This is a genomic window from Pseudomonas sp. DTU12.3 (assembly GCF_004124275.1).
Taxonomy (GTDB): domain Bacteria; phylum Pseudomonadota; class Gammaproteobacteria; order Pseudomonadales; family Pseudomonadaceae; genus Aquipseudomonas; species Aquipseudomonas helmanticensis.
In genome coordinates this window covers 181,489-201,832 of the sequence record NZ_CP027218.1, presented here as the reverse complement: position 1 = coordinate 201,832, position 20,344 = coordinate 181,489, and the positions used below count along the sequence as shown (strand labels likewise).

Here is a 20,344-nt window from a genome sequence, read left to right as displayed (position 1 = left end):
GCCTACTCCTTGGCGACGCGTTTCATGTCCGCATCCATCATCATGCGGATCAAGGTATCCAGGTCGGTTTTCGGTTTCCAGCCCAGCACGCGCTGAGCCTTGGCCGGATTGCCGAGCAGCACTTCGACTTCGGCCGGGCGGAAAAACGCCGGGTCGATCTTCACGTAGTCGCGGTAGTTGAGGCCGACGTGATCGAAGGCGATGCGGCACATCTCGCGCACCGTGGTGGTGACACCGGTGGCGACGACGAAATCGTCAGGCTTGTCCTGTTGCAGCATCAGCCACATGGCTTCGACGTAATCGCCGGCAAAACCCCAGTCGCGTTTGGCGTCGATGTTGCCCAGCGCCAGCTCCTGCTGTTTGCCTTGCTTGATGCGGGCGGCAGCGTCGGTGACCTTGCGGGTCACGAACTCGATGCCGCGCAGTGGCGATTCGTGGTTGAAGAGAATGCCGCTGCTGGCGTGCAGGTTGAAACTTTCGCGGTAGTTGACGGTGATCCAGTGGCCGTACAGCTTGGCCACGCCGTAAGGGCTGCGCGGGTAGAACGGGGTGTTCTCGTCCTGTTGCTCGGCCTGGATCAGGCCGAACATTTCACTGGTCGAAGCCTGATAGAAACGCGTGTGCGGGCTGAACTGGCGGATCGCTTCGAGCAAGTGCGTAACGCCGAGGCCGTCGACGATACCGGTGGTCACCGGTTGATCCCACGAGGCGGCGACGAAGCTTTGCGCGGCAAGGTTATAGACCTCGTCCGGCGCCGACTTGATGACTGCGCGCTGTACCGAGCAGGCATCGGCCATGTCACCGTCGAGGTAGACGATGTCGGCTTCGACGCCCATCTCGCGCAGACGCCAGCGCGAATCGCTGCTGCGCCGCGCCACGAGGCCGTGAACCTTGTAGCCCTTGTCGAGCAGCAACTTGGCCAGATACGCGCCGTCCTGGCCGGTGATCCCTGTGATCAGTGCACTTTTTGTCATTCTTGTCGTACTCGCATCTCCCAGTCGGACAGGATCGCCCGCAGGGATTGTTGTGTGGTGATTTCTGGCGCCCATCCGGTGGTTTTCGCCAGTCTTGCGTGGCTGCCGCAAACGCGACGCTGATCGGCGCGTCGCATGCGCGCCGGATCCTGAACCAGTTGCATCTCGACCTCAGCCAGATCGCCCAGTTGTTCGATCAGGCTGCGGATGCTTTGCTCGTGACCCGAGCAAATGTTGTAAACCTGTCCCGGTGTGCCTTTGTCCAGCAACGCGAAGTACGCCGAAATCACATCGCCGACATCGAGGAAGTCGCGCGTCACGTCGATGTCGCCAACCTCCAGTTGCGGCGCCTGCAAACCTTGTTTGATGCGGCAGATCTGGCGGGCGGCGCTGGCGATGACAAAGCTGTCTTTCTGCCCGCTGCCGATGTGATTGAACGGGCGCGCCACCAGCATCGGCCAGCCTTCGCTAAGGCCCCATTGCAGGCTGAGAAACTCGGCGGAGAGTTTGCTCACGGCGTAAGGGTTGCGCGGGCAGGGCGGTTGTTGCTCGGTGATCGGCAGATGGTTTTCGCCGACCTGGCCGTATACATCGCCCGAGCTGACGTACAGGAACGTGCCCTGAAAGCCGCGCGCCTTGAGCGCTTGCAGCAGATTGAGGGTGCCGAGCAGATTGATTTCGAGGGTGCCCGCCGGGTCACGAAAGGCTTGCGGGACAAACGTCTGCCCGGCCAGATGAATGACGGCGTCGGGCAGTTGCGGCCACAGGTCGAGGAGGCTGTCCGGATCTGTCAGGTCGTAGGGTGCAGCGGCAGGCAGCAGCTCCCACGACGAATCAGGCGATGCCAGACGAGACTGAATATGTTGTCCCACGAATCCACTGAGACCCGTGACGAACAGACGCTTTTTCAAACAGCGACCCCTTGGTCTTGAACTTGCGCCACTTTCCCACAGGCTTTAAGGGGAAGTCTGTCAGACCGGTAGAAAAAACCGATAGGACGACAGGCGAAGTCGTTGTTGTAGTTGTTTGGTTGCCAATCTGTGCCAATTGCGCAGCAATTTCAACAGGTCCAACCGTGACTGGTCAGTTCTCGTCAGCGTAGCCCGATTTATTCTCGCCCGGCGGTTCACGAATCCTCAGCGGATGTGTTTAGAATGCCCCTCGTCGCGAAAACCCGGACGTTGATTGCGGGACCGCGACACAGGGTGAAACCGACCACTAAAACAAGAACGAAGACGTGCTCAATGACTCAGGGCGAGAACGGTACGACCGACTCGATCCGAAGCTGAGACGTCATAGCATGAAGGTGCCAGGACGGCAGTTTCATCGTGGGATGCCATGAATTTCATTCTTTACTCGGACGTCAACGACAGCTCCATCAGCCAAAGCCTGGGGCGTCCCGAATACAGCTATTACTTCGTGCTCAAGGCCTATCGCCCGGTGCTGGAAAGCCTTGGGCGAGTGCATGTGGTGTCGTCCACCGCCGAGGTCGACGCGCTTTACCGACAACTGCTCGCCGCTGGCGAAGACAGTGTCTTCCTGTCGTTCACCCCGCCGCAGAAAACCCCGGTCGATCTGCAATGCCCGACGATTTGCGTGGTGGCGTGGGAGTTCGATTCGATCCCTGATGAGCAGTGGGACAACGATCCGCGCCAGGACTGGACGCAGATGCTCGCGCGGCAGGGCCGGGTGATCACCCTGTCGAGCCACACCGCGCGCGCCATTCGCCGAGCCATGGGCGAAGACTTTCCGGTGTTGGTGCTGCCGACGCCGCTGTGGGAAAACTTCGCGACAATTCGTCAGCAGCATGTGCCCATGCCGGTCAATCCAGGCGCCACGCTGGCGATCAAGGGCTGCATTTTCGATACGCGCACGCTGGGCCTGTCAGCCGATGCGCTGATCCCGGCGCCGCTGAGCGCTGAAGAAGAGGCCGCACTGGCCGCCGAACTCGAAGCCGCCCGCCCGCCACCGCTGACCTTCAAGCGGCGCCTGATCATTGCCCGGCATTACTTGCGGCTGTGGGCACTGGATCTCGGGCGTCAGCAAGCCGAGCCGGTGCCGCGGGTCAAATTTCTGCACAACTGGTATTGGGAAGGTCTTCGCGATCTGTTCGCGGACAACCTGCACGGCTGGCTCGAACAACGCCTGCCGGCAATCTGTGGCCCTCAACCGCTGCCGCTGATCGAGCCGCCTCCGCTGGATCTGCCGGACATCACCTCGGTGGTCGAAACCCGCGTTGACGGCGTGGTCTACGTCACCGTGTTCAATCCCAAGGATGGCCGCAAGAACTGGCATCAACTGATCACGGCTTTCTGCTGGGCGTTTCGTGAAACGTGCGACGCGACGCTGGTACTGAAAATTACCCAGAACGATCTGGTGTCCTACTACAGCGAGTTGATGACCTTGCTCGCGCAGCTCACGCCGTTCGCCTGCCGGGTGGTGGTGATGCACGGTTACCTCGACGACGCGCAGTACGCCAGGCTCTATGCCGCCGCGAGTTTCTACGTCAATGCCTCCCGCTGCGAAGGCCTGTGCCTGCCGCTGATGGAGTTCATGTCCAGCGGCAAACCAGTAATCGCGCCGGATCACACGGCGATGGAAGACTACATCGATGATTCAGTGGCATTCGTGGTCAAGTCCAGCGAAGAGCTGACCATCTGGCCGCAAGATACCCGCATCATCTATCGCACCCTGCGTTACCGTCCGGATTGGGGCTCGCTGAAAAACGCCTACGAACACAGCTACCGCACGGCCAAGGCGCCAACCCCGGAATATCAGCGCATGTCGGCTGCTGCCATCCAGCGCATGCACGACTACTGTGGTTTTGCCCCGGTGCAAAAGCGCATGGCGGACTTTTTCGGCCTGGTGCCGCAGACCACGGATGCCGCGCCAGTGACGGATAACGCCTCATGCTGATCATCATTCATTCGGAAACCAACCAGCACACCATCGCGCAGAATCTCGGGCGTTCGGAGTACAGCTATTACTTCGTGCTCAAGGAGTATCGGCCGGTGCTCGAACGTCTCGGGCGCGTGGTGGAAGTGGCTGATCCGCAGCGTGAAGTCGATGCGCTGTACCTGGAATGCCTGAGCCGCGGCGAGCCGTGTGTCTTTCTGTCGTTCTCGCCACCGCATCGCACGCCGGTGCATCTGGCCTGCCCAACGCTGCCGGTGTTTGCCTGGGAATTCAGCACCATCCCCAACGAAGCGTTTGCCGGTGAACCGCGCAATGACTGGCGCAGCGTGCTGCACGCGTGCGGCGCAGCGATCACCCATTCCAGCTACACGGTCAACGCCGTGCGTGAGGCGATGGACGCCGATTACCCAATCGTCGCGGTGCCTGCTCCGGTCTGGGACCGCTTCGCCGCGCGCGGCGCGCAATCGCAGGGGCAAGCTTCGCCCGAGTCGTTTCGCCTGAAAATCAAAGGCCTGGTTGCCGACAGTCGAACACTCGATCTCAATGCGTTCGGCCCCAAGCATCTGCGCAGTGGCAAGGGCATTGATTTTGCCGCGCCAGTGACCGAGCAGGAACTGCTGCTCGACGGCGTGGTGTACACCTCGGTGTTCAACCCCGGCGATGGGCGCAAGAACTGGGAAGACATGCTCAGTGCCTTCTGCGTGAGTTTTCGCGAGGTCGACGACGCCACGCTGGTGCTCAAGCTCACGCACCACGATGCCGAAGAAGCGCTCGGCGATATCCTCCATCACCTGTACAAAAACCAGTCCTATCGTTGCCGCATCGTGCTGATCTACGGCTATCTCGCCGATGCCGATTACGAGCAACTGGTGCAGGCCACGCGTTACGTGGTCAACACCTCCTACGGCGAAGGCCAATGCCTGCCGCTGATGGAGTTCATGTCCTGCGGCAAGCCTGCCGTGGCTCCGCACACCACGGCAATGATCGATTACCTGAGCGCCGATAACGCATTCCTGATCGAATCGACTGACGAACTAACGGCGTGGCCGCACGATCCGCGCAAGGCGTTCCGCACGCTGCGCTATGCGACCAATTGGGCATCGTTGTGCCAGGCCTATGAGGCCAGTTACGACGTGGCCAAAAATCATCCGGCGCGTTACGCACAGATGGCGGCGCACGCCGTCAGCAGCCTGCAGGGTTTCTGCAGTCAGGCCGTGGCCGAGCAGCGCTTGCAGGCGTTCTTCGCGCAGTTGTTCGAGCGCCACACCGCCACCGTGGAAACCCCTCAAGCATGAACAGCAAACGGATCATGGACATTGAAGTCCTGCGTGCGATTGCCGTTCTGGGTGTGCTGTTTCATCACCTGCAAGGCAGTCTGTTCACCGATCCGGTGCCGCTGCTGGAAAAAATCCATGGCTGGGCGCAACCGTGGTGGGGCGTCGATCTGTTCTTCGCCATCTCCGGATTTGTCATCGCCCGCAGCCTGATCCCGGCGCTGCAAGGCTGCACGACTCGCCAGGATTACTGGCAGCAGACGCGCAATTTCTGGCTGCGCCGGGCCTTTCGGCTGTTGCCGTCGGCATGGTTATGGCTGGCGCTGATGTTGCTGGCGTGCCTGTTCCTGAATCGCTCAGGAGCGTTCGGCACGCTGTCCGCCAACCTGCAAGCGACGTTGGCGGGCGTCTTCCAGTACGCCAACTTCCGCTTTGCCGACAGCTTCTTTCATTACGAATACGGCAGCAGTTTCGTCTATTGGAGTCTGTCGCTGGAGGAGCAGTTTTACCTGCTGTTCCCGCTGCTGATCGTGCTGTGCCGCAAGCATCTGGTCTGGGCTTTGCTGGCGCTGGTCGCAGTGCAGCTATTCACTTTGCGCACGCCGCTGCTGATGGTGGTGCGAACCGATGCGCTGGCACTCGGCGTGTTGCTGGCGATGTGGAGCGCGCAACCTGGTTATCAGCGCTGGCAGCCGACGTTCTTGCGTCGACCGTGGGCCGGGGTATCGGCGTTGCTCGTGATCGCAGCGCTGTTGAGCTTCATGGCCACCGACCGTTTCACTTTTGCCAACTACCGCATCGGTTCGATCGCTGTACTCAGCGCGCTGTTGGTGTGGATCGCTTCGTACAATCGCAATTACCTGATGCCGGCCGGTGGCGTTCAGCGTTTGCTGGCCTGGGTGGGCAGTCGTTCCTACGGTATTTATCTGATCCACATTCCGGCCTATCAACTGGTGCGTGAGTTGATCTTCCGGCTGCAAAGCGCCGGCCTGCCAAGCCCGGCCGGACATCCGATCGTCACGCTGTTGCTGGCGTTCGGGCTGATCGTGCTGCTCAGTGAACTCAATTACCGCTTCATCGAAATGCCTATGCGCAATCGCGGTACCGCGCTGGTCAAGCGCCTCGGTACATCGTCAACCGCCGTCCCATCCTCTGGAGCCACCTCATGCTGAGCCTTTTGAAGAAACTCACGGCGGGCACGCCGGCACCCGCCCCTGCGCAGCCTGTTGCGGCGACCGCCGAGAAAACCGACCCGTACATGCTTGGCCTGCACGATGCGATGCTCAGTGGCTGGTTCAATCAGGAAACCGGCGAGCTGTTCAAAGGTTTTCCGGTGAGTGCCGACGACACGCTGCTCGACGTCGGCTGCGGTGACGGTGGCAACGTGCATTTCTGCGGCATGCGCGGGGCGAAGATCATCATTGCCGACATCGATGGCGCCAAGGTCGAAGCCACCCGTCAGCGCCTCAGCGATACCCCGGCGCGGGACATCGAGTGCCATGTCACCGACTGCAATCCGCTGCCGATTGCCGATGCCACGGCGACTCGTGTGGTCTCTACCGAAGTCATCGAACACGTCGACGATCCGGCGCAGTTTCTCGCCGAACTGGTGCGCGTCGGTAAACCGGGGGCGCTGTACTTGCTGAGCGTGCCGCATCCAAGCTCCGAAGACCTGCAGAAAGACATCGCTGCGGCGGAGTACTTCCAGAAGCCCAACCACATTCGCATCATCAGCGAAGAGCAGTTCAAGGCGATGGTCAGCGAAGCGGGGCTGGAGGTCATCAGCCACAGCCAGTACGGTTTTTACTGGTCGATGTGGATGTTGCTGTTCTGGGAAGCCAAGGTCGACTTCAGCAACCCCGACCACCCGTTGCTCAATCACTGGGCCGATACCTGGAAAACGGTACTGGACTCCCCGCGTGGCGCGCAGATCAAGCAGGCGCTGGATGCCGTTGTCGCCAAAAGCCAAGTGATTATCGCCCGTAAACCCACGGCATCCCTGTAGGCGCTGCGGCACGCTGCGATCTTTTGATCTGGATTGTAAAAAACCGGATCAAAAGATCGCAGCCTCGTTTCACTCGACAGCTCCTACAGGGTTTTTGTGTAACCTTGCGGTCTCGTGGTGTCAGGGATTGGGAAGGTATGCGGTTTATTGTGGGTCTGTTCCTGGGCGTCTTGCTTTTGGGTTGCGAGCAGCGCGACCCGCCTGCCCTCGACCAACAACTCTATATCTGGCAACGCCAATGGACGCCGGCCCATGAGGCGGCGTTGCGCGACAGCCATGATGACTTCTCGACATTGCGCGTGCTTGCGCTGCAAGCCTTCCCGAATGCAGGGTGGAGCCGGGCGCGGATCGATTCACGGTTGTTGCAAGCCGATGGCCGCCCACTGGTTGCGGTGATTCGTCTCGACGGTCAGCTGAAGTCGCTGGATCAGGATCAAGCCACCGCGCAGATTCTTCAGCTGCTCACAGATTGGCAGGCGCAAGGCCTGACGCTGAGTGGCGTCGAGATCGACCACGATGCAGGTAACGCGCGTCTGCCGGACTATGCCGAGTTCCTCAAGCATCTGCGTTCGGCATTGCCGACGAGTCTGCCGCTGAGCATTACCGCGCTACCGGCCTGGCTCAGCAGCCCACAATTGCCGACACTCCTGCAAACCGTCGACAGCAGCGTGTTGCAAGTCCACGCCGTCAGCGATCCACGCCGAGGATTGTTTGATCCTGAGCAGGCGTTGAAGTGGGCGAAAGACTGGGCGCGCGTTACCGACAAGCCGTTCTATCTCGCGCTGCCAGCCTATGGCGTGGCGTTGTTGGCGGATGACGGCGGGGCGCCGGTGGTGGAAAGCGAAGTGCAGCTTGAACGAGGCGGCGAGCGTCGGGAGTTGCTGGCTGATCCGCTACAACTTAGCCAACTCGGCAAAACCTTGCGCGACGACCCACCGGCACATCTCGCTGGGTTGATCTGGTTTCGCTTGCCGCTGGCCAACGACCGCCGCGCCTGGAGCCTGACCACGTTGGGCGCTGTGGCTCGGGGCGATGCGTTGAATGGTCAGCTCGGCGTGACGTTCAGCGAACACCAAGGTCTCTACGACATCAAACTCGACAACCCCGGCAACCTCGACAGTGCCTGGCCCGCGCAAATCACCTTGAAGGCGCAACGCTGTGAAGGCGCCGACGCGCTCGCCGGTTATGCGTTGCAACAAAGCGCGGATCTGCTTACCTTCACCCGCCTGCGCGACGGCCGCTTGCCGGCAGGCGGACAACGCGCCATCGGTTGGGCGCGCTGCGCACATATTGATCAAGGAGGTTCGCATGTTGACCCGTAACTGGCCCCGCCATCTGCTCTGCCTGAGCCTCTGCTTGCCGCTCGGTTCGGCGTTGGCCTGCGGCCCGGACTTCCCGATGCGCCTGCTCGACAATCGCGGGCAAACCCTGGCAGATCTGCCTGAGGGCAGCTTCCACTTTGAACTCAGTCGTCTCGGCAAAGCCATCGCCGGGCTGAACAGTGTCACCGCTGCGACGCACAATCCGGACGACCTGTACGGCGAGGAAAACGCCGCCGTCGAGGCTCGGGAAAAGGCCGAACAGGCCGGTTTGAGCGTCGAACAGCAAGCGCTGGTCAAGCAACTGCGCGGGCTGACCGATGCACGTCAGGTCGACGTGCAGGGCGCGAACCTGCCGGCGGAAATCCGTTTGTACGTGGCCGGTGCGGTGGCGTTTGCCACTGGCGAGCAGCAACTCGCGGTCGAATATTTCAACAAGCTGCTGGCGCTGCCGGCGGATCAGCGTCCATTGCGCAGCACTTGGGCGGCGTATTCGCTGGGGCGTAGCTGGTTTGCCATGAGCAGCGAAGGCGCGGATACGGTCGCGGCGCTGGAGCGATCGCGTGAGGCTTTCCGCCAAACCCGGCAGTTGAGCATCGACGGTTTCAGCGATCCGCTGGAGCTGGGGGTTGCCAGTCTCGGCGAAGAGGCGCGGGCGGTGCGCACGGCCGGCGACTGGAGCGGCGCCATCGAACTGTACGAAGCGCAAAACCTGCACGGCTCGGCGGTGGGTTACACCTCGCTCAAGCAATTGATGAACGAATTGGCGGAGTTGCCCGAAGCCGAACTGGCGGAGTTGCTGCAGCATAAATCGGTGCAACAACTGGTCACGGCCTCGCTGGTCAGTCGCCAGGGCTGGTCGTTTGGCGATGAGCCGCCAAACGAGAAAAAACTGGTGAAGCTACTGCAAAACAGCACGCGCGGCAGCCTCGAAAACGCTGATCGCCTGGCAGCCATGAGTTATCAACAAGGCGATTATGCTGGCGCCAAGGCCTTCCTTGAAAACGCCGGTGATGGCGGGCTCGCGTGGTGGTTGCGAGCGAAACTGGCGGTGCGCGACGGCGATAAAAATGCCGCCGCCGCAGCCTATTCGAAAGCCGCGCAAGCCTTCCCGCAGAAAGAAGACTGGGGTTATCGGCGCACGCCGGACTGGGCCTATGAAAGCCTTCAGCCGAAATGCCGGGTCGAGGGTGAAAGTGCGATCCTGGCGTTGCAGCGCGGCGAATACCTGCAAGCGTTCGTGCAGTTGTATCGCAGCAACAGCACTTATTGGTTCGATGCAGCGACCGTCGCTGAGCGTGTGTTGACGCTTGCCGAGCTCAAGCAGTACGTCGATGAAAATGTCCCGGCACCGCCGGCGTTGACCCAGCAGGAGCGCGACAACTACGTTCCCTTGCCGGTCGCCGCCAGCCTGCGCAACCTGCTCGGTCGTCGCCTGCTGCGTGAGGGGCATTACGCCGAAGCGGTCGCTTATTTCGACAATCCCGATTTGCAGAACAAGGCGCGACTCTACGGCGAGCAAAGGCTGAAAGCCGATTCCGCGTGGTGGCCGACCAAACGTGCCAGTGCGTTGTATAACGCGGCGTGGACGGCGCGCGAGTGGGGCATGGACATTCTCGGCTACGAGATGGCGCCGGACTACGCCACGTTTGGCGGCAACTACTCGCTGGAAACTACGCAGCTCAAGGTCGGCCCGCTGGTTTCCGAAGCCGAAGTGCAGCGTCAGAAGGCCAGTGAGGCGCAGCCGGATCAGCGTTATCACTACCGTTTTGTGGCCACGGCCCTGGCCAATCGCGCCGCCGACAGCCTGCCGCATACCAGCCAGGCATTTGCCGCTGTGCTGTGCAACGCCGCCGGCTGGAACAGTAGCCTGGAAGAGCAGAGCACGCTGTATCAGCGTTACGTCAAGGAAGGCGCGTTCGTGCCGTGGGCGGTGGACTTCGGCAATCAATGTCCGTACCCGGATTTCGAAAACGCCGACAAGCGTTACGTCACCCAGGTCACGGACGCTGTGCGCACGACGCTGCGGCCGTACAAATGGCCGGTACAGATTGGCGCGATTGTGCTGGTGACGGCGGCGGCATTGCTGTTGATCACTCGTCGTCAACGCAAGAACCGTAAAGGCTAGGCCTGCTGAACGAAAGTCAGGCGTAGCGCAAAGCCGATCAACAGGCTGCCGAACAGCCATTGTTGAACGCGCTGGGCCGTTGGACTGTGATGCAGCCAACGGCCCAGCGCGGCACCGGTCAGCGCGTAGGCGCTGTCGAACAGCAGCCCGACGCCGACCAGCAAGCCACCTAACAGGGCGAACTGGCTCAGCACTGGCGCGCCATCATTGACGATGAATTGCGGTAGCAGCACCGAGCAGAACAGCAGTGCCTTGGGATTGAGCAGGTTGGTCAGCAAGCCGCGACGAATCGCTTCGCGCCACTGTCCATGGCTGTCGGCAATGTCGCTGGCGTTGAGGTTCGGCAGCAGCGTGCTGCGCAGGCACTGAATGCCGATCCACAGCAGATACGCGGCGCCTGCCAGCCGTACCACTTCGAATGTCCACGGTGCCGCCTTGAACAGCGCCGCCAGCCCCAGCGCCGCCAACGCGACATGGCAACCCCGGGCAATCCCCAGACCGATCGCGGTGGCCAACGCGGCTCCGCGACCCTGACGTGCGCCGGTTTGCAGTAGCAGGATCATGTCCGGTCCGGGCAATAGATAAACCACTGCCAGCGCCAGGAAAAACAGCCAGAGACTTGCCATGTTACCGCCCTTTCGTTGTCGATTCGGTGGTCCAAGTCTAGGGCGCAAGGGTGGGGCAGGTGCTTGCGTAGTTGGCTTCAAAAAAGCTAGTTATTGGCATAACCTGCTTTCTTTTTGTGTTTCAACCATCAGGATCTGCCAAGCATGAAACTCGACGCCTTTGACCGGAAGATTCTCGCCGCGCTGCAACGTAACGGACGCCTGAGCAATGTCGAACTGGCGGATGAGATCGGTTTGTCGGCATCGCCATGTTTGCGCCGCGTGCGCATGCTGGAAGACGCGGGGGTGATCCGTGGCTATCAGGCCAACCTGGATCGCGATGAAGTGGGGCTGGGGCTGACGGTGTTTGTCGGGGTCAAGGTCGAGCGCCATAACGACGAGCAGGCGGAAGCGTTCTACCGGGCGGTGACGGCGTTGCCGGAGGTGATTTCAGCGTTTCTGGTGTCGGGTGAATCGGACTTTCTGCTGCAAGTGGTGGTGCCCGATCTGCGCGCGTATGACCGCTTTCTCAGCGGTTGTCTGCTGAAACTGCCAGGCGTGAGTGATATTCGCAGCAACTTTGCGATTCATACGGTGAAGACGCCGGGGGCATTGCCGCTTGGGCATCTGCCTGCCTGAAGAGCAAAGATCGCAGCCTTCGGCAGCTCCTACAGGGGTACGCATTTCATCCCCTCGACATTCATCGCCGCCTGCCGCAATGCCTCCGACCGTGTCGGATGCGGATGACAGGTCAGCGCAATGTCCTCGGCCGAAGCACTGAACGCCATCGCCACACAGAACTCGCCAATCATTTCGCTCCCGCTCGGGCCCACCAGGTGCACGCCGAGTACTTCGTCCGTGCGCTCGTCGGCGAGGACTTTGGCAAAGCCTTCGGTCTCGTGGTTAACCTTTCCCGGGCCATCGATGTGGCCCCAGCCCTTGATCCAGTCGACCTTGTTCTAAAATTTCGAACGCAAAATGTGCATTTGCGGACATTTCGGTCAAGGCTTCAGGCAAGCGACAGGTTGGGCGCCATTGAATAAGCGCAATTGTGTACGAATATTTCACGCTTTTCGTTATATCGTAACGATATGAACAGCGAGCCAATGATGTTGGGGTGATATGCAAGTCGATCTGGAGGTTGATGGCACGCAAGTGACCGGACTGCCGCGCTTTCAGCAGGCGGCCACGCAGGGCAGACGATTGCGGCGTTGGGCGATCGGCTTGGGTGCATTGGCGGGTGCGGGCTGGGTGCTGGCGTTTTTTGTCGGGTTATTCGCACCGCAATCACTGTGGTTGCCGCTTTTGGTCAATCAGAGCGCGGCATTGCTGGTGTTGGTCGCAGGCCTGCAATCGGCTTGGTGGGTGACGCGCTGGCGCGCAGGGGTAATGAATCCTCAGGCGTTAACCCCGTTGGTGGTTGACGGGCCTCCCGCAGCCGATGGCTGGTATGAGCGCCTGCTCGATCGCCTTAGTCAGCGTGGCTTGCATCTGCTCGGGCAGATTGGCGCAGCGACGTTATGGTTGGGCGGGTGGGCGTTGCTGGTGCTACTTGGCATCGAGCAGGCGTGGAATCTGGCATTGCCGGCCGCCGCTGTCGGACTGTCCGCTACGGTGGGCGCGACTCTGGCGTTGCTGTTGGCGTTCGGTCTGTTGGTGCTGGAGCGGCAACTGGCCCAGGAAAATCCTGCGCAATGGCCAGAAGCAGGTTCATTGGCACAATTGACGCGTGTGGCGATCATCAGTCTGGTGTTGGGTGCGGTGTGTTTGTTGTTTGCCGGCGAAAACTCCGTGTGGCCGGTTCGCGTTGCTGTGCTGATGGGTATTTTGCCGGGATTGGTCGCGATCGAGCTGCTATTGCGTGCCGTTCTTTCGGTTTTCAGCCCGCGTCGCGAACAGCTCGAACCGCCGCTGCTGGCGCGCAGTTTTTTTGCCGACATGTTGCGTTGGCCGCCGCAGCCGCTACTCGCGTTGCAGCACGAATTGCACAACCGTTTCGGCATCGATCTGCGGCAGATCTGGGCTTTCAGTTACATGCGTCGTGCCTTTCTACCGGTGCTGGCGCTGGTCGCGGTGGTTGGCTGGTTGCTCACCGGTATTCATGAAATTCCGCTGCAAGGCCGTGGCATCTACGAGCGTTTCGGCAAACCCGTGGAGGTCTTCGGTCCCGGCTTACATAGCGGTTTGCCGTGGCCTCTTGGGCGGGTGCTGAACGTCGAAAACGGTGTGGTGCATGAGCTGGCAACCAGCGTCGGCGAAAACCCGACGCCGCTGCAAGCCGATCCCGCTGAGGGGCCGGCGCCGATGACGGCCAATCGGTTGTGGGACGCTAGCCACGTCAATGATAAATCCCAGGTCATCGCCAGCAGTCGGGGCGAGCAGCAGAGCTTTCAGATCGTCAACATGGACGTGCGGTTCGTCTATCGCATTGGTCTGAGCGATCAGGCAGCGCTGGCCGCGACCTACAACAGCGCCGATGTGCCGACGCTGATTCGCAGCACCGCCAGCCGGATTCTGGTGCACGATTTTGCCTCGCGCACACTGGACGGTTTGCTCGGAGCGGACAGGGCAGGGCTGGCCGATGAAATCGGTCGCGCAGTGCAGGATGATCTGCAAAAACTCGACAGTGGAGTGGAAATTCTTGCCACGGTGGTCGAGGCCATTCATCCACCGGCCGGTGCCGCCAATGCCTACCACAGTGTGCAAGCGGCGCAGATTGGCGCGCAGGCGTTGATCTCGCGGGAGCGCGGCGCGGCCGCTGAAGCGAGTAATCAGGCGCAACTGCAGGCCAGCCTTGCGCGCGATCAGGCCAGCGCCAATGCGCGTGAAATCAACGCGGCAGCGCAGGCTGCGGACCTGAAATTCGCTGCCGAACAAAAAGCCTATGCCAGTGCCGGTCAGGCATTTGTGCTGGAGCAATACCTCGGTCAGCTCAGCCAAGGTCTGAGTAAAGCCAAATTGCTGGTACTCGACCACCGCCTCGGCGGCAGCAACGCGCCGACCATCGACCTGCGTACGTTCACGCTGCCGGCTGACCCGACGCCCGCGCGCACCACCGCTCAACCAGGAGTTAGCCATTGAGCCAGTCGCATACTCACGAACCGCATGATCACAGCGGCCACGATCATGGTCACGGCGGGCATCACCATCATCATGGTCATCATCACCACGGCGCGCCGGAAGAGGCGGGGCCGTTCCCGTGGCGACGCATGGGCTGGGCGGCGTTGCTGGTGGTATTTGCCATTGCTGCGGCGAGCCTGGTGCAAGTGCGCTCCGGCGAGGCCACGGTCATCACCCGTTTTGGTAACCCGTCGCGAGTGTTGCTCGATCCGGGTTTGAGCTGGCGCTGGCCGGCGCCGTTCGAGGCTGCGATCCCGGTCGATCTGCGTCTGCGCACCACTTCCAGTGGCTTGCAGGACGTCGGCACGCGTGACGGTTTGCGCATCATTGTGCAGGCGTATGTGGCTTGGCAGGTGCAGGGAGATCCGGACAATGTGCAGCGCTTCATGCGCGCGGTGCAGAATCAGCCTGACGAAGCGGCACGACAGATTCGCACCTTCGTCGGCTCGGCGCTGGAAACCACCGCGAGCAGTTTTGATCTGGCGAGTCTGGTCAATACTGACGCCAGTCAGGTGCGCATTGGCGATTTCGAAGCGCAATTGCGTCAGCAGATTGATCAGCAGTTGCTCGCCACTTACGGCGTGCGCGTGGTGCAGATTGGTATCGAACGTTTGACCTTGCCGTCGGTGACGCTGACCGCGACGGTCGATCGGATGCGTGCCGAGCGTGAAACAATTGCCACGGAACGTACGGCGATCGGCAAGCGTGAAGCGGCGCAGATCCGTTCTGCCGCCGAACGCGATGCGCGAATTGTGCAGGCCGATGCCACGGTGAAAGCCGCCGAAATCGAAGCGCAATCTCGCGTCGAAGCGGCGCAGATCTATGGCCGTGCTTACGCCAGTTCGCCACAGCTCTACAACTTGCTGCGCTCGCTGGATACCCTCGGCACCATCGTCACGCCCGACACCAAACTGATTCTGCGTACGGATGCCGCACCGTTTCGCGTGCTGGTCGATGGTCCGCCAACGTTCGACAGCAAAAGCGGATCGCAGCCATGAGTGAAGAAGTTCCACGTGGAACACATTCGCTCAATAGCCCATGGATTCAAGCGGGACGTTTGGCGTTTTTTGCCTTATACGCGGTGACGGTACTGGCCGCGTTGGCTTGGGCGTTCTCCAATGTGCGGCAGATCGATCCGCAGAATCGAGCGGTGGTTTTGCACTTTGGTGCGCTGGATCGCATTCAGAATGCCGGTCTGTTGTTGGCGTGGCCACAGCCATTCGAGAAAGTGGTTTTGTTGCCAGCGGCGGATCGGGTCATCGAGCGCCGTGTGGAAAACCTGCTGCGCACGGATGAGGCGCTCAAGGCTGATCGGGCGGCCTCGTTCGCAACACCTTTGAGCGATGCATTGGCCGGCTCGGGTTACTTATTGACCGGTGACGCCGGTGTGGTGCAACTGGATGTCCGCGTGTTTTACAAAGTCACCGACCCGTATGACTTTGTCCTGCAAGGCGAACATGTCTTGCCGGCACTCGATCGTCTGGTGACACGCAGTGCTGTGGCACTGACAGCTGCGCGGGATCTGGACACCATTCTGGTCGCCCGACCGGAACTGATCGGGGCCGATAATCAGGCTGCCGAGCGTCGTGAAAAACTCCGTGGTGATCTGGTGCAAGGCATCAACCAACGCTTGGCAAACTTGAAGGCGAGCGGCCAGGGTATCGGCATTGAGGTAGCGCGAGTCGATGTGCAATCGAGTTTGCCGGACCCAGCGGTCAGTGCTTTCAACGCGGTTTTGACCGCCAGTCAGCAAGCCGACAAAGCCGTGGCCAACGCACGCACTGACGCCGAGAAACTCACTCAAACCGCCAACGAACAAGCTGACCGAACGTTGCAGGTCGCCCATGCACAGGCCGGCGAACGCCTGGCGAAAGCTTCTGCCGACACCGCCACCGTATCGAGTCTGGCCAGCGCCACCGACCCGCAGATGCTCCTGCGTCTGTACCGCGAGCGCATGCCGAAGATTCTCGGTCAGGCCGGATCGGTGACCACGGTCGACCCGAACGACGATTCCCGCCTGATCATTCAGGGAGCCAGTAAATGAGCGCGACCACTGCTGCACCGAGCCTGTTGTCCTCGGCCGAACAACGCCGCGCGGCGCGTCAATTGACCTTGGCCATGCTCGCACTGGGTCTGCTGAGCCTCGGCTTGATTTGGCGCTGGATGATGCCGGAACAATCCGGCGTCAGTCAGTTACTGCTGGGTTTTGCCTCTTTATTGGTGGCTGTCCCGGTAATGCGTTCGGCGTGGTACAGCCTGCGTTACCCGAGTCTGCACGGGATTACTGATCAGTTGATCGCCTTGGCAATGCTTGGGGCGTGGGCGACCGGCGATCTGCTGACTGCGGCGTTGCTGCCGATCATCATGATCTTTGGCCATGTACTGGAAGAGCGCAGCGTGATTGGTTCGCAGGAAGCGATTCATGCCCTCGGCCAACTGACCCGCAGCCACGCGCGTAAGGTTCAGGCGGATGGTTCGATCATCGAAGTGGATAACGGCACGCTGAAATCCGGCGACACGGTTGAGGTGCGAGCCGGAGATCGGGTGCCGGCGGACGGTCGGGTACTGTCCGGACAGGGCAGCCTCGATACGGCCTCGATTACCGGAGAATCGGTGCCGGTGGAAGCGGGCGTTGGCATGACTGTATTCGGTGGTGCGATCAACCTCGATGGTCTGCTGCGCATCGAAGTGACCCGCACCGGCGATGAATCGACACTGGGCAAAGTCATTGCCCTGATGCAAAACGCCGAGCGATCGAAGCCGCCAATTACCCGTTTGCTCGAGCGTTATGCCGGCAGTTACATGGTGTTGGTGTTGCTGCTCGCGGCAGTGACGTGGTTTATCACCAATGATGCGCAAGCGATGCTTGCCGTGTTGGTCGCGGCCTGTCCGTGCGCATTGGTGCTGTCCGCCCCGGCGACGGCGATTGCCGGTGTGGCGGTGGCGGCACGGCACGGCATTCTTATCCGCAGTTCGGCATTCCTCGAAGAGCTGGCCGACCTCACCTCGCTGGTGGTCGATAAGACCGGCACCCTGACGTACGGCACTTTGCGTTTGCAGTCGATCAACAGTCCGTGCGCCGATTCATCGACGGTCATGGCGTTGGCGGCCAGTCTCGGCGCGGCGAGCAGTCACCCGGTCAGCCGGGCTCTGGCGGGCTTGGTCAGCCAAGAGGCGTGTTGGTCACTCAAGGATATTCATGAGCGCCAAGGCCTGGGTGTGGTCGCCATGACCGAGCAGGGCGAAGCGGCATTGGGCCGACCGGAGTTGTTCGGCCGCCTGGGCATCGCCACGACAGCCGTGCCTGAGCACGACGGTCCGATTGCCGGCCTGGCGCTGAACGGTGAATTCCTCGCCTGGCTGTTGCTCGCCGACAGCGTCAAACCGGAAGCCCGCTTTGCCCTCAATGAGTTGCGTGAACTGGGACTCGGACGGCAACTGTTGCTGACCGGTGATCGACAGAGTGTCGCCCAGGCCCTGGCGCGAGATGTCGGCTTGCACGAGGTTGAAGCGCAAGCCTTGCCCGAGGACAAACTCAATCGCGTGCTCAAGGAAATCGACAATGGTTTCCGGCCAATGGTGGTCGGCGATGGCATCAACGATTCGCTGGCACTCAAGGCCGGTGTGGTCGGCGTGGCGATGGGCGCTGGCGGTGCCGACATCGCACTGGCCTCGGCCGACATCGTGCTGATCGGCAGTGACCTGCGCCGACTCGGCACCTGTGTGCGGCTGAGTCGCCAATGCCGGCGAACCTTGCAGGTCAACGTGATCATCGGTCTGGGCTGGACGCTGGTGATCGTGGTGTTCGCTGCATTCGGCTGGCTCGGCGCTGCCGGGGCGATGATTGCCGCGTTGCTGCATAACCTCAGCACCTTGCTGGTACTCGGCAACGCCGGACGCTTGCTGCGTTTTCAGGAGCCGCTGTTGAAGCTCAAGGAAGAAACCTGAAATTATTTTTCACACTTCTGTAACGCCGTCAGGGTCGCCCTCTCTAGTGCTATGTCGGGACTGAACAACCTTCCAGCCGACACCCCCTGACGATTACCGAGGATAAGAAAAATGACTATCAAGACCGCTGCTGCTGGTACCGCTCTCGCTTTGGCCGCCGCCACGATGTTTGCCGGTGTCGCGACCAACGCGATGGCTGCCGACGCCAACGTTCACTGCTACGGCGTGAATGCCTGCAAAGGCCAGAACGACTGCAAGACCAAAGACCACGCCTGCAAAGGCATGGGTTCGTGCAAAGGCCAGGGCTTCAAGGCGATGACTCAGACGGCTTGCGACAAAGCAGGTGGCAAGGTCGGCGAATAACTGACCGGCAAGTGCCGCCGCAGTGGTTAACGCCACTGCGGCCACTTTTATCAGGAGTCCGCTCATGCCTGCTGTTCATCCTTTCCTTGGTTACGGCCTCGGCTTGCGTAGTGCCTATTACCAGCAGATCCTCGAACAGTCGCCGCACGTCGACTGGTTTGAAGTGGTCTCGGAAAATTTCATGGTGCAGGGCGGCAAGGCCCTGTATTACCTGGACGCCATCGCCGAGCGCTATCCGTTGGTGATGCACGGAGTGTCCTTGTCCATCGGCGGCCCGCATGCCCTCGATCCCGATTATCTCAAACAACTCAAGCAACTTGCCGACCGGGTCAAACCAGCGTGGATCTCCGACCACTTGTGCTGGAGCCGTGGCAACGCGCATCAGTTGCATGATCTGCTGCCACTGCCGTACACCGCCGAAAGCCTTGTGTACATCGCCGGGCGAGTCGCGCAAGTGCAGGACGTGTTACAGCGGCCACTGGTGCTGGAGAACGTCTCCAGTTATGTGCGCGCCGCGTCGGATGATTTCACCGAGTGGGAGTTTCTTGCCGCTCTGAGCCGGGAGAGCGGCTGCGAGTTGCTGCTGGACGTAAACAACGTCTACGTCAGTTCACGCAATCACGGTTTCGATCCGTGGGCCTTCATCGAGCATCTGCCTGTCGATAAAGTCCGCCAGTTGCACCTCGCCGGGCACAGCGACTATGGCGACTACGTGATCGACACCCATGACCATCCGGTGAGCGATCCGGTCTGGGCGCTGTATCAACGCACCCTAGAACACTTCGGCCCGGTGGCCACGTTGCTCGAGCGCGATGATCATTTTCCGCCCTTCGAAGAATTGCTCGATGAATTGCACACCGCGCGTGAACTGGGCGACCAAGTCCTGGCCAGGAGGCAACAATGCGCCTGAAAGAATGGCAACTGGCGTTCGAAGCGTTTCTGCTCGATGACGGTGCCAATGCGAATATGGTGTTGAGTGACAGCCTGATCGGTGGCCCGACACTGGATATCGACACTGGGCTGGCGATCTATCACAACGCCTACAAGGCGCGTTTGCTGGAAGTGCTGCATGATGACTTTCCGACCATCCTGCACTGGATGGGCGATGAAGAATTCGAGCGGTTCGCCACCGCGTACATCCGCGAAAACCCTTCAGCTCATTACAGCCTGCGCTGGCTGGGCAGAGGCTTCGAAAGTTTTATCCGCGAGCATCTGATCCCACAGCAGAGTGCCCCCTTGGCCGAATTGGCAGCGCTGGAATGGGCATTCACCCTAGCCTTTGATGCGCCTGCCGGTGAGCCGCTGACGATTGCAAAAATGGCGACACTCGCCCCTGAAGAGTGGCCCGAGCTACAGGTCAAACCGAGCCCATCGTTGCAGTGGCTGACGTGCCGCTTCAATAGCCTTTCGCTGTGGCGGTCGCTGAAAGAGCAATCTGAATTCCCTGGCAGTACCACGCTGGAAATCCCTCAGGTCTGCCTGATCTGGCGTAACGACCTGATCTGCAGCTACCGAAGCCTCGAACCTGCGGAAGCCGACGCGCTGAGTGGCTTGTTGCACGATGGCTGGAATTTCTCCGAACTGTGCGCTGCGCTAGCAGTCATTTATGGTGAGGGCGCACCACTTCAAGCTGTTACCTGGCTGAAACAGTGGGTTGGGGAAGGCTTGCTGGAGCGTCTGCAACGATAGATT

17 protein-coding genes and 1 pseudogene are annotated in these 20,344 nt (G+C 60.8%); 14 read left to right on the top strand and 4 right to left on the bottom strand.

Going from position 1 to position 20,344, the window contains the following annotated elements; all coding sequences use genetic code 11:
* Positions 1-2 precede the first annotated feature (2 nt).
* Positions 3-974 carry a GDP-mannose 4,6-dehydratase gene (gmd, locus tag C2E19_RS00895; RefSeq protein WP_011336673.1) on the bottom strand — a complete coding sequence of 324 codons (972 nt, stop codon included), beginning with the start codon at positions 972-974 and terminating at the stop codon, positions 3-5.
* Positions 971-1,885: a GDP-mannose 4,6-dehydratase gene (locus tag C2E19_RS00890; protein ID WP_129386877.1), complete on the bottom strand. Its 915-nt coding sequence runs from the start codon at positions 1,883-1,885 to the stop codon at positions 971-973. The genes gmd and C2E19_RS00890 overlap by 4 nt, the downstream gene beginning before the upstream one ends.
* A 427-nt stretch (positions 1,886-2,312) precedes the next feature.
* Here C2E19_RS00890 and C2E19_RS00885 point away from each other — a divergent pair, with 427 nt between their 5' ends.
* From C2E19_RS00885 to C2E19_RS00860, 6 genes are all read left to right on the top strand, one after another.
* Positions 2,313-3,890, top strand: a complete 1,578-nt coding sequence (locus C2E19_RS00885) for a glycosyltransferase (RefSeq protein ID WP_129386874.1) — start codon at positions 2,313-2,315, stop codon at positions 3,888-3,890.
* Positions 3,884-5,185, top strand: a complete 1,302-nt coding sequence (locus C2E19_RS00880) for a glycosyltransferase (protein ID WP_129386871.1) — start codon at positions 3,884-3,886, stop codon at positions 5,183-5,185. Before C2E19_RS00885 ends, C2E19_RS00880 begins: the two co-directional genes overlap by 7 nt.
* The gene (locus tag C2E19_RS00875) at positions 5,182-6,336 is read left to right on the top strand and encodes an acyltransferase (RefSeq protein WP_129386868.1); all 1,155 of its coding nucleotides are present in this window, start codon (positions 5,182-5,184) and stop codon (positions 6,334-6,336) included. The genes C2E19_RS00880 and C2E19_RS00875 overlap by 4 nt, the downstream gene beginning before the upstream one ends.
* The gene (locus C2E19_RS00870) at positions 6,330-7,169 is read left to right on the top strand and encodes a class I SAM-dependent methyltransferase (protein ID WP_129386865.1); all 840 of its coding nucleotides are present in this window, start codon (positions 6,330-6,332) and stop codon (positions 7,167-7,169) included. Before C2E19_RS00875 ends, C2E19_RS00870 begins: the two co-directional genes overlap by 7 nt.
* A gap of 137 nt (positions 7,170-7,306) precedes the next feature.
* On the top strand, positions 7,307-8,491 hold the full coding sequence (locus tag C2E19_RS00865) for a DUF3142 domain-containing protein (RefSeq protein ID WP_129386862.1): 1,185 nt from the start codon (positions 7,307-7,309) through the stop codon (positions 8,489-8,491).
* Entirely contained in the window at positions 8,478-10,616 is a 2,139-nt protein-coding gene (locus C2E19_RS00860; RefSeq protein WP_129386859.1) for a hypothetical protein, read from the top strand. The genes C2E19_RS00865 and C2E19_RS00860 overlap by 14 nt, the downstream gene beginning before the upstream one ends.
* Here C2E19_RS00860 and C2E19_RS00855 read toward each other — a convergent pair.
* A complete protein-coding gene (locus C2E19_RS00855; protein WP_129386856.1) occupies positions 10,613-11,242 on the bottom strand; it encodes a LysE family translocator in 630 nt (209 codons plus the stop codon). The genes C2E19_RS00860 and C2E19_RS00855 overlap by 4 nt on opposite strands.
* 144 nt (positions 11,243-11,386) lie before the next feature.
* Between C2E19_RS00855 and C2E19_RS00850 the strand changes: the two genes are divergently transcribed.
* Positions 11,387-11,860 carry an Lrp/AsnC family transcriptional regulator gene (locus C2E19_RS00850; RefSeq protein WP_129386854.1) on the top strand — a complete coding sequence of 158 codons (474 nt, stop codon included), beginning with the start codon at positions 11,387-11,389 and terminating at the stop codon, positions 11,858-11,860.
* Positions 11,861-11,889: 29 nt separating this feature from the next.
* On the opposite strand, the pseudogene C2E19_RS00845 reads toward C2E19_RS00850, so the two are convergent.
* Positions 11,890-12,132 (bottom strand): annotated as a pseudogene (locus C2E19_RS00845) (dihydrolipoyl dehydrogenase); the annotation flags it as partial.
* A gap of 211 nt (positions 12,133-12,343) precedes the next feature.
* Between C2E19_RS00845 and hflK (C2E19_RS00840) the strand changes: the two are divergent.
* The 7 genes from hflK (C2E19_RS00840) to C2E19_RS00810 all read left to right on the top strand — a co-directional run bounded on the left by hflK (C2E19_RS00840) (position 12,344) and on the right by C2E19_RS00810 (position 20,341).
* Positions 12,344-14,302 carry a protease modulator HflK gene (gene hflK, locus C2E19_RS00840; RefSeq protein WP_129386851.1) on the top strand — a complete coding sequence of 653 codons (1,959 nt, stop codon included), beginning with the start codon at positions 12,344-12,346 and terminating at the stop codon, positions 14,300-14,302.
* Positions 14,299-15,339: a protease modulator HflC gene (hflC, locus tag C2E19_RS00835; RefSeq protein ID WP_129386848.1), complete on the top strand. Its 1,041-nt coding sequence runs from the start codon at positions 14,299-14,301 to the stop codon at positions 15,337-15,339. The genes hflK (C2E19_RS00840) and hflC overlap by 4 nt, the downstream gene beginning before the upstream one ends.
* Positions 15,336-16,385 (top strand): protease modulator HflK, encoded by a 1,050-nt coding sequence (hflK, locus tag C2E19_RS00830; protein WP_129386845.1) that lies wholly within the window; start codon positions 15,336-15,338, stop codon positions 16,383-16,385. Before hflC ends, hflK (C2E19_RS00830) begins: the two co-directional genes overlap by 4 nt.
* The gene (locus C2E19_RS00825) at positions 16,382-18,289 is read left to right on the top strand and encodes a cation-translocating P-type ATPase (protein ID WP_129386842.1); all 1,908 of its coding nucleotides are present in this window, start codon (positions 16,382-16,384) and stop codon (positions 18,287-18,289) included. The genes hflK (C2E19_RS00830) and C2E19_RS00825 overlap by 4 nt, the downstream gene beginning before the upstream one ends.
* Positions 18,290-18,400: 111 nt before the next feature.
* Positions 18,401-18,652 carry a hypothetical protein gene (locus C2E19_RS00820; RefSeq protein ID WP_129386839.1) on the top strand — a complete coding sequence of 84 codons (252 nt, stop codon included), beginning with the start codon at positions 18,401-18,403 and terminating at the stop codon, positions 18,650-18,652.
* A 64-nt stretch (positions 18,653-18,716) separates the two neighbouring features.
* The gene (locus C2E19_RS00815) at positions 18,717-19,562 is read left to right on the top strand and encodes a DUF692 domain-containing protein (RefSeq protein ID WP_129386836.1); all 846 of its coding nucleotides are present in this window, start codon (positions 18,717-18,719) and stop codon (positions 19,560-19,562) included.
* On the top strand, positions 19,553-20,341 hold the full coding sequence (locus C2E19_RS00810) for a DNA-binding domain-containing protein (RefSeq protein WP_129386833.1): 789 nt from the start codon (positions 19,553-19,555) through the stop codon (positions 20,339-20,341). Before C2E19_RS00815 ends, C2E19_RS00810 begins: the two co-directional genes overlap by 10 nt.
* The last annotated feature ends 3 nt before the right edge of the window (positions 20,342-20,344 follow it).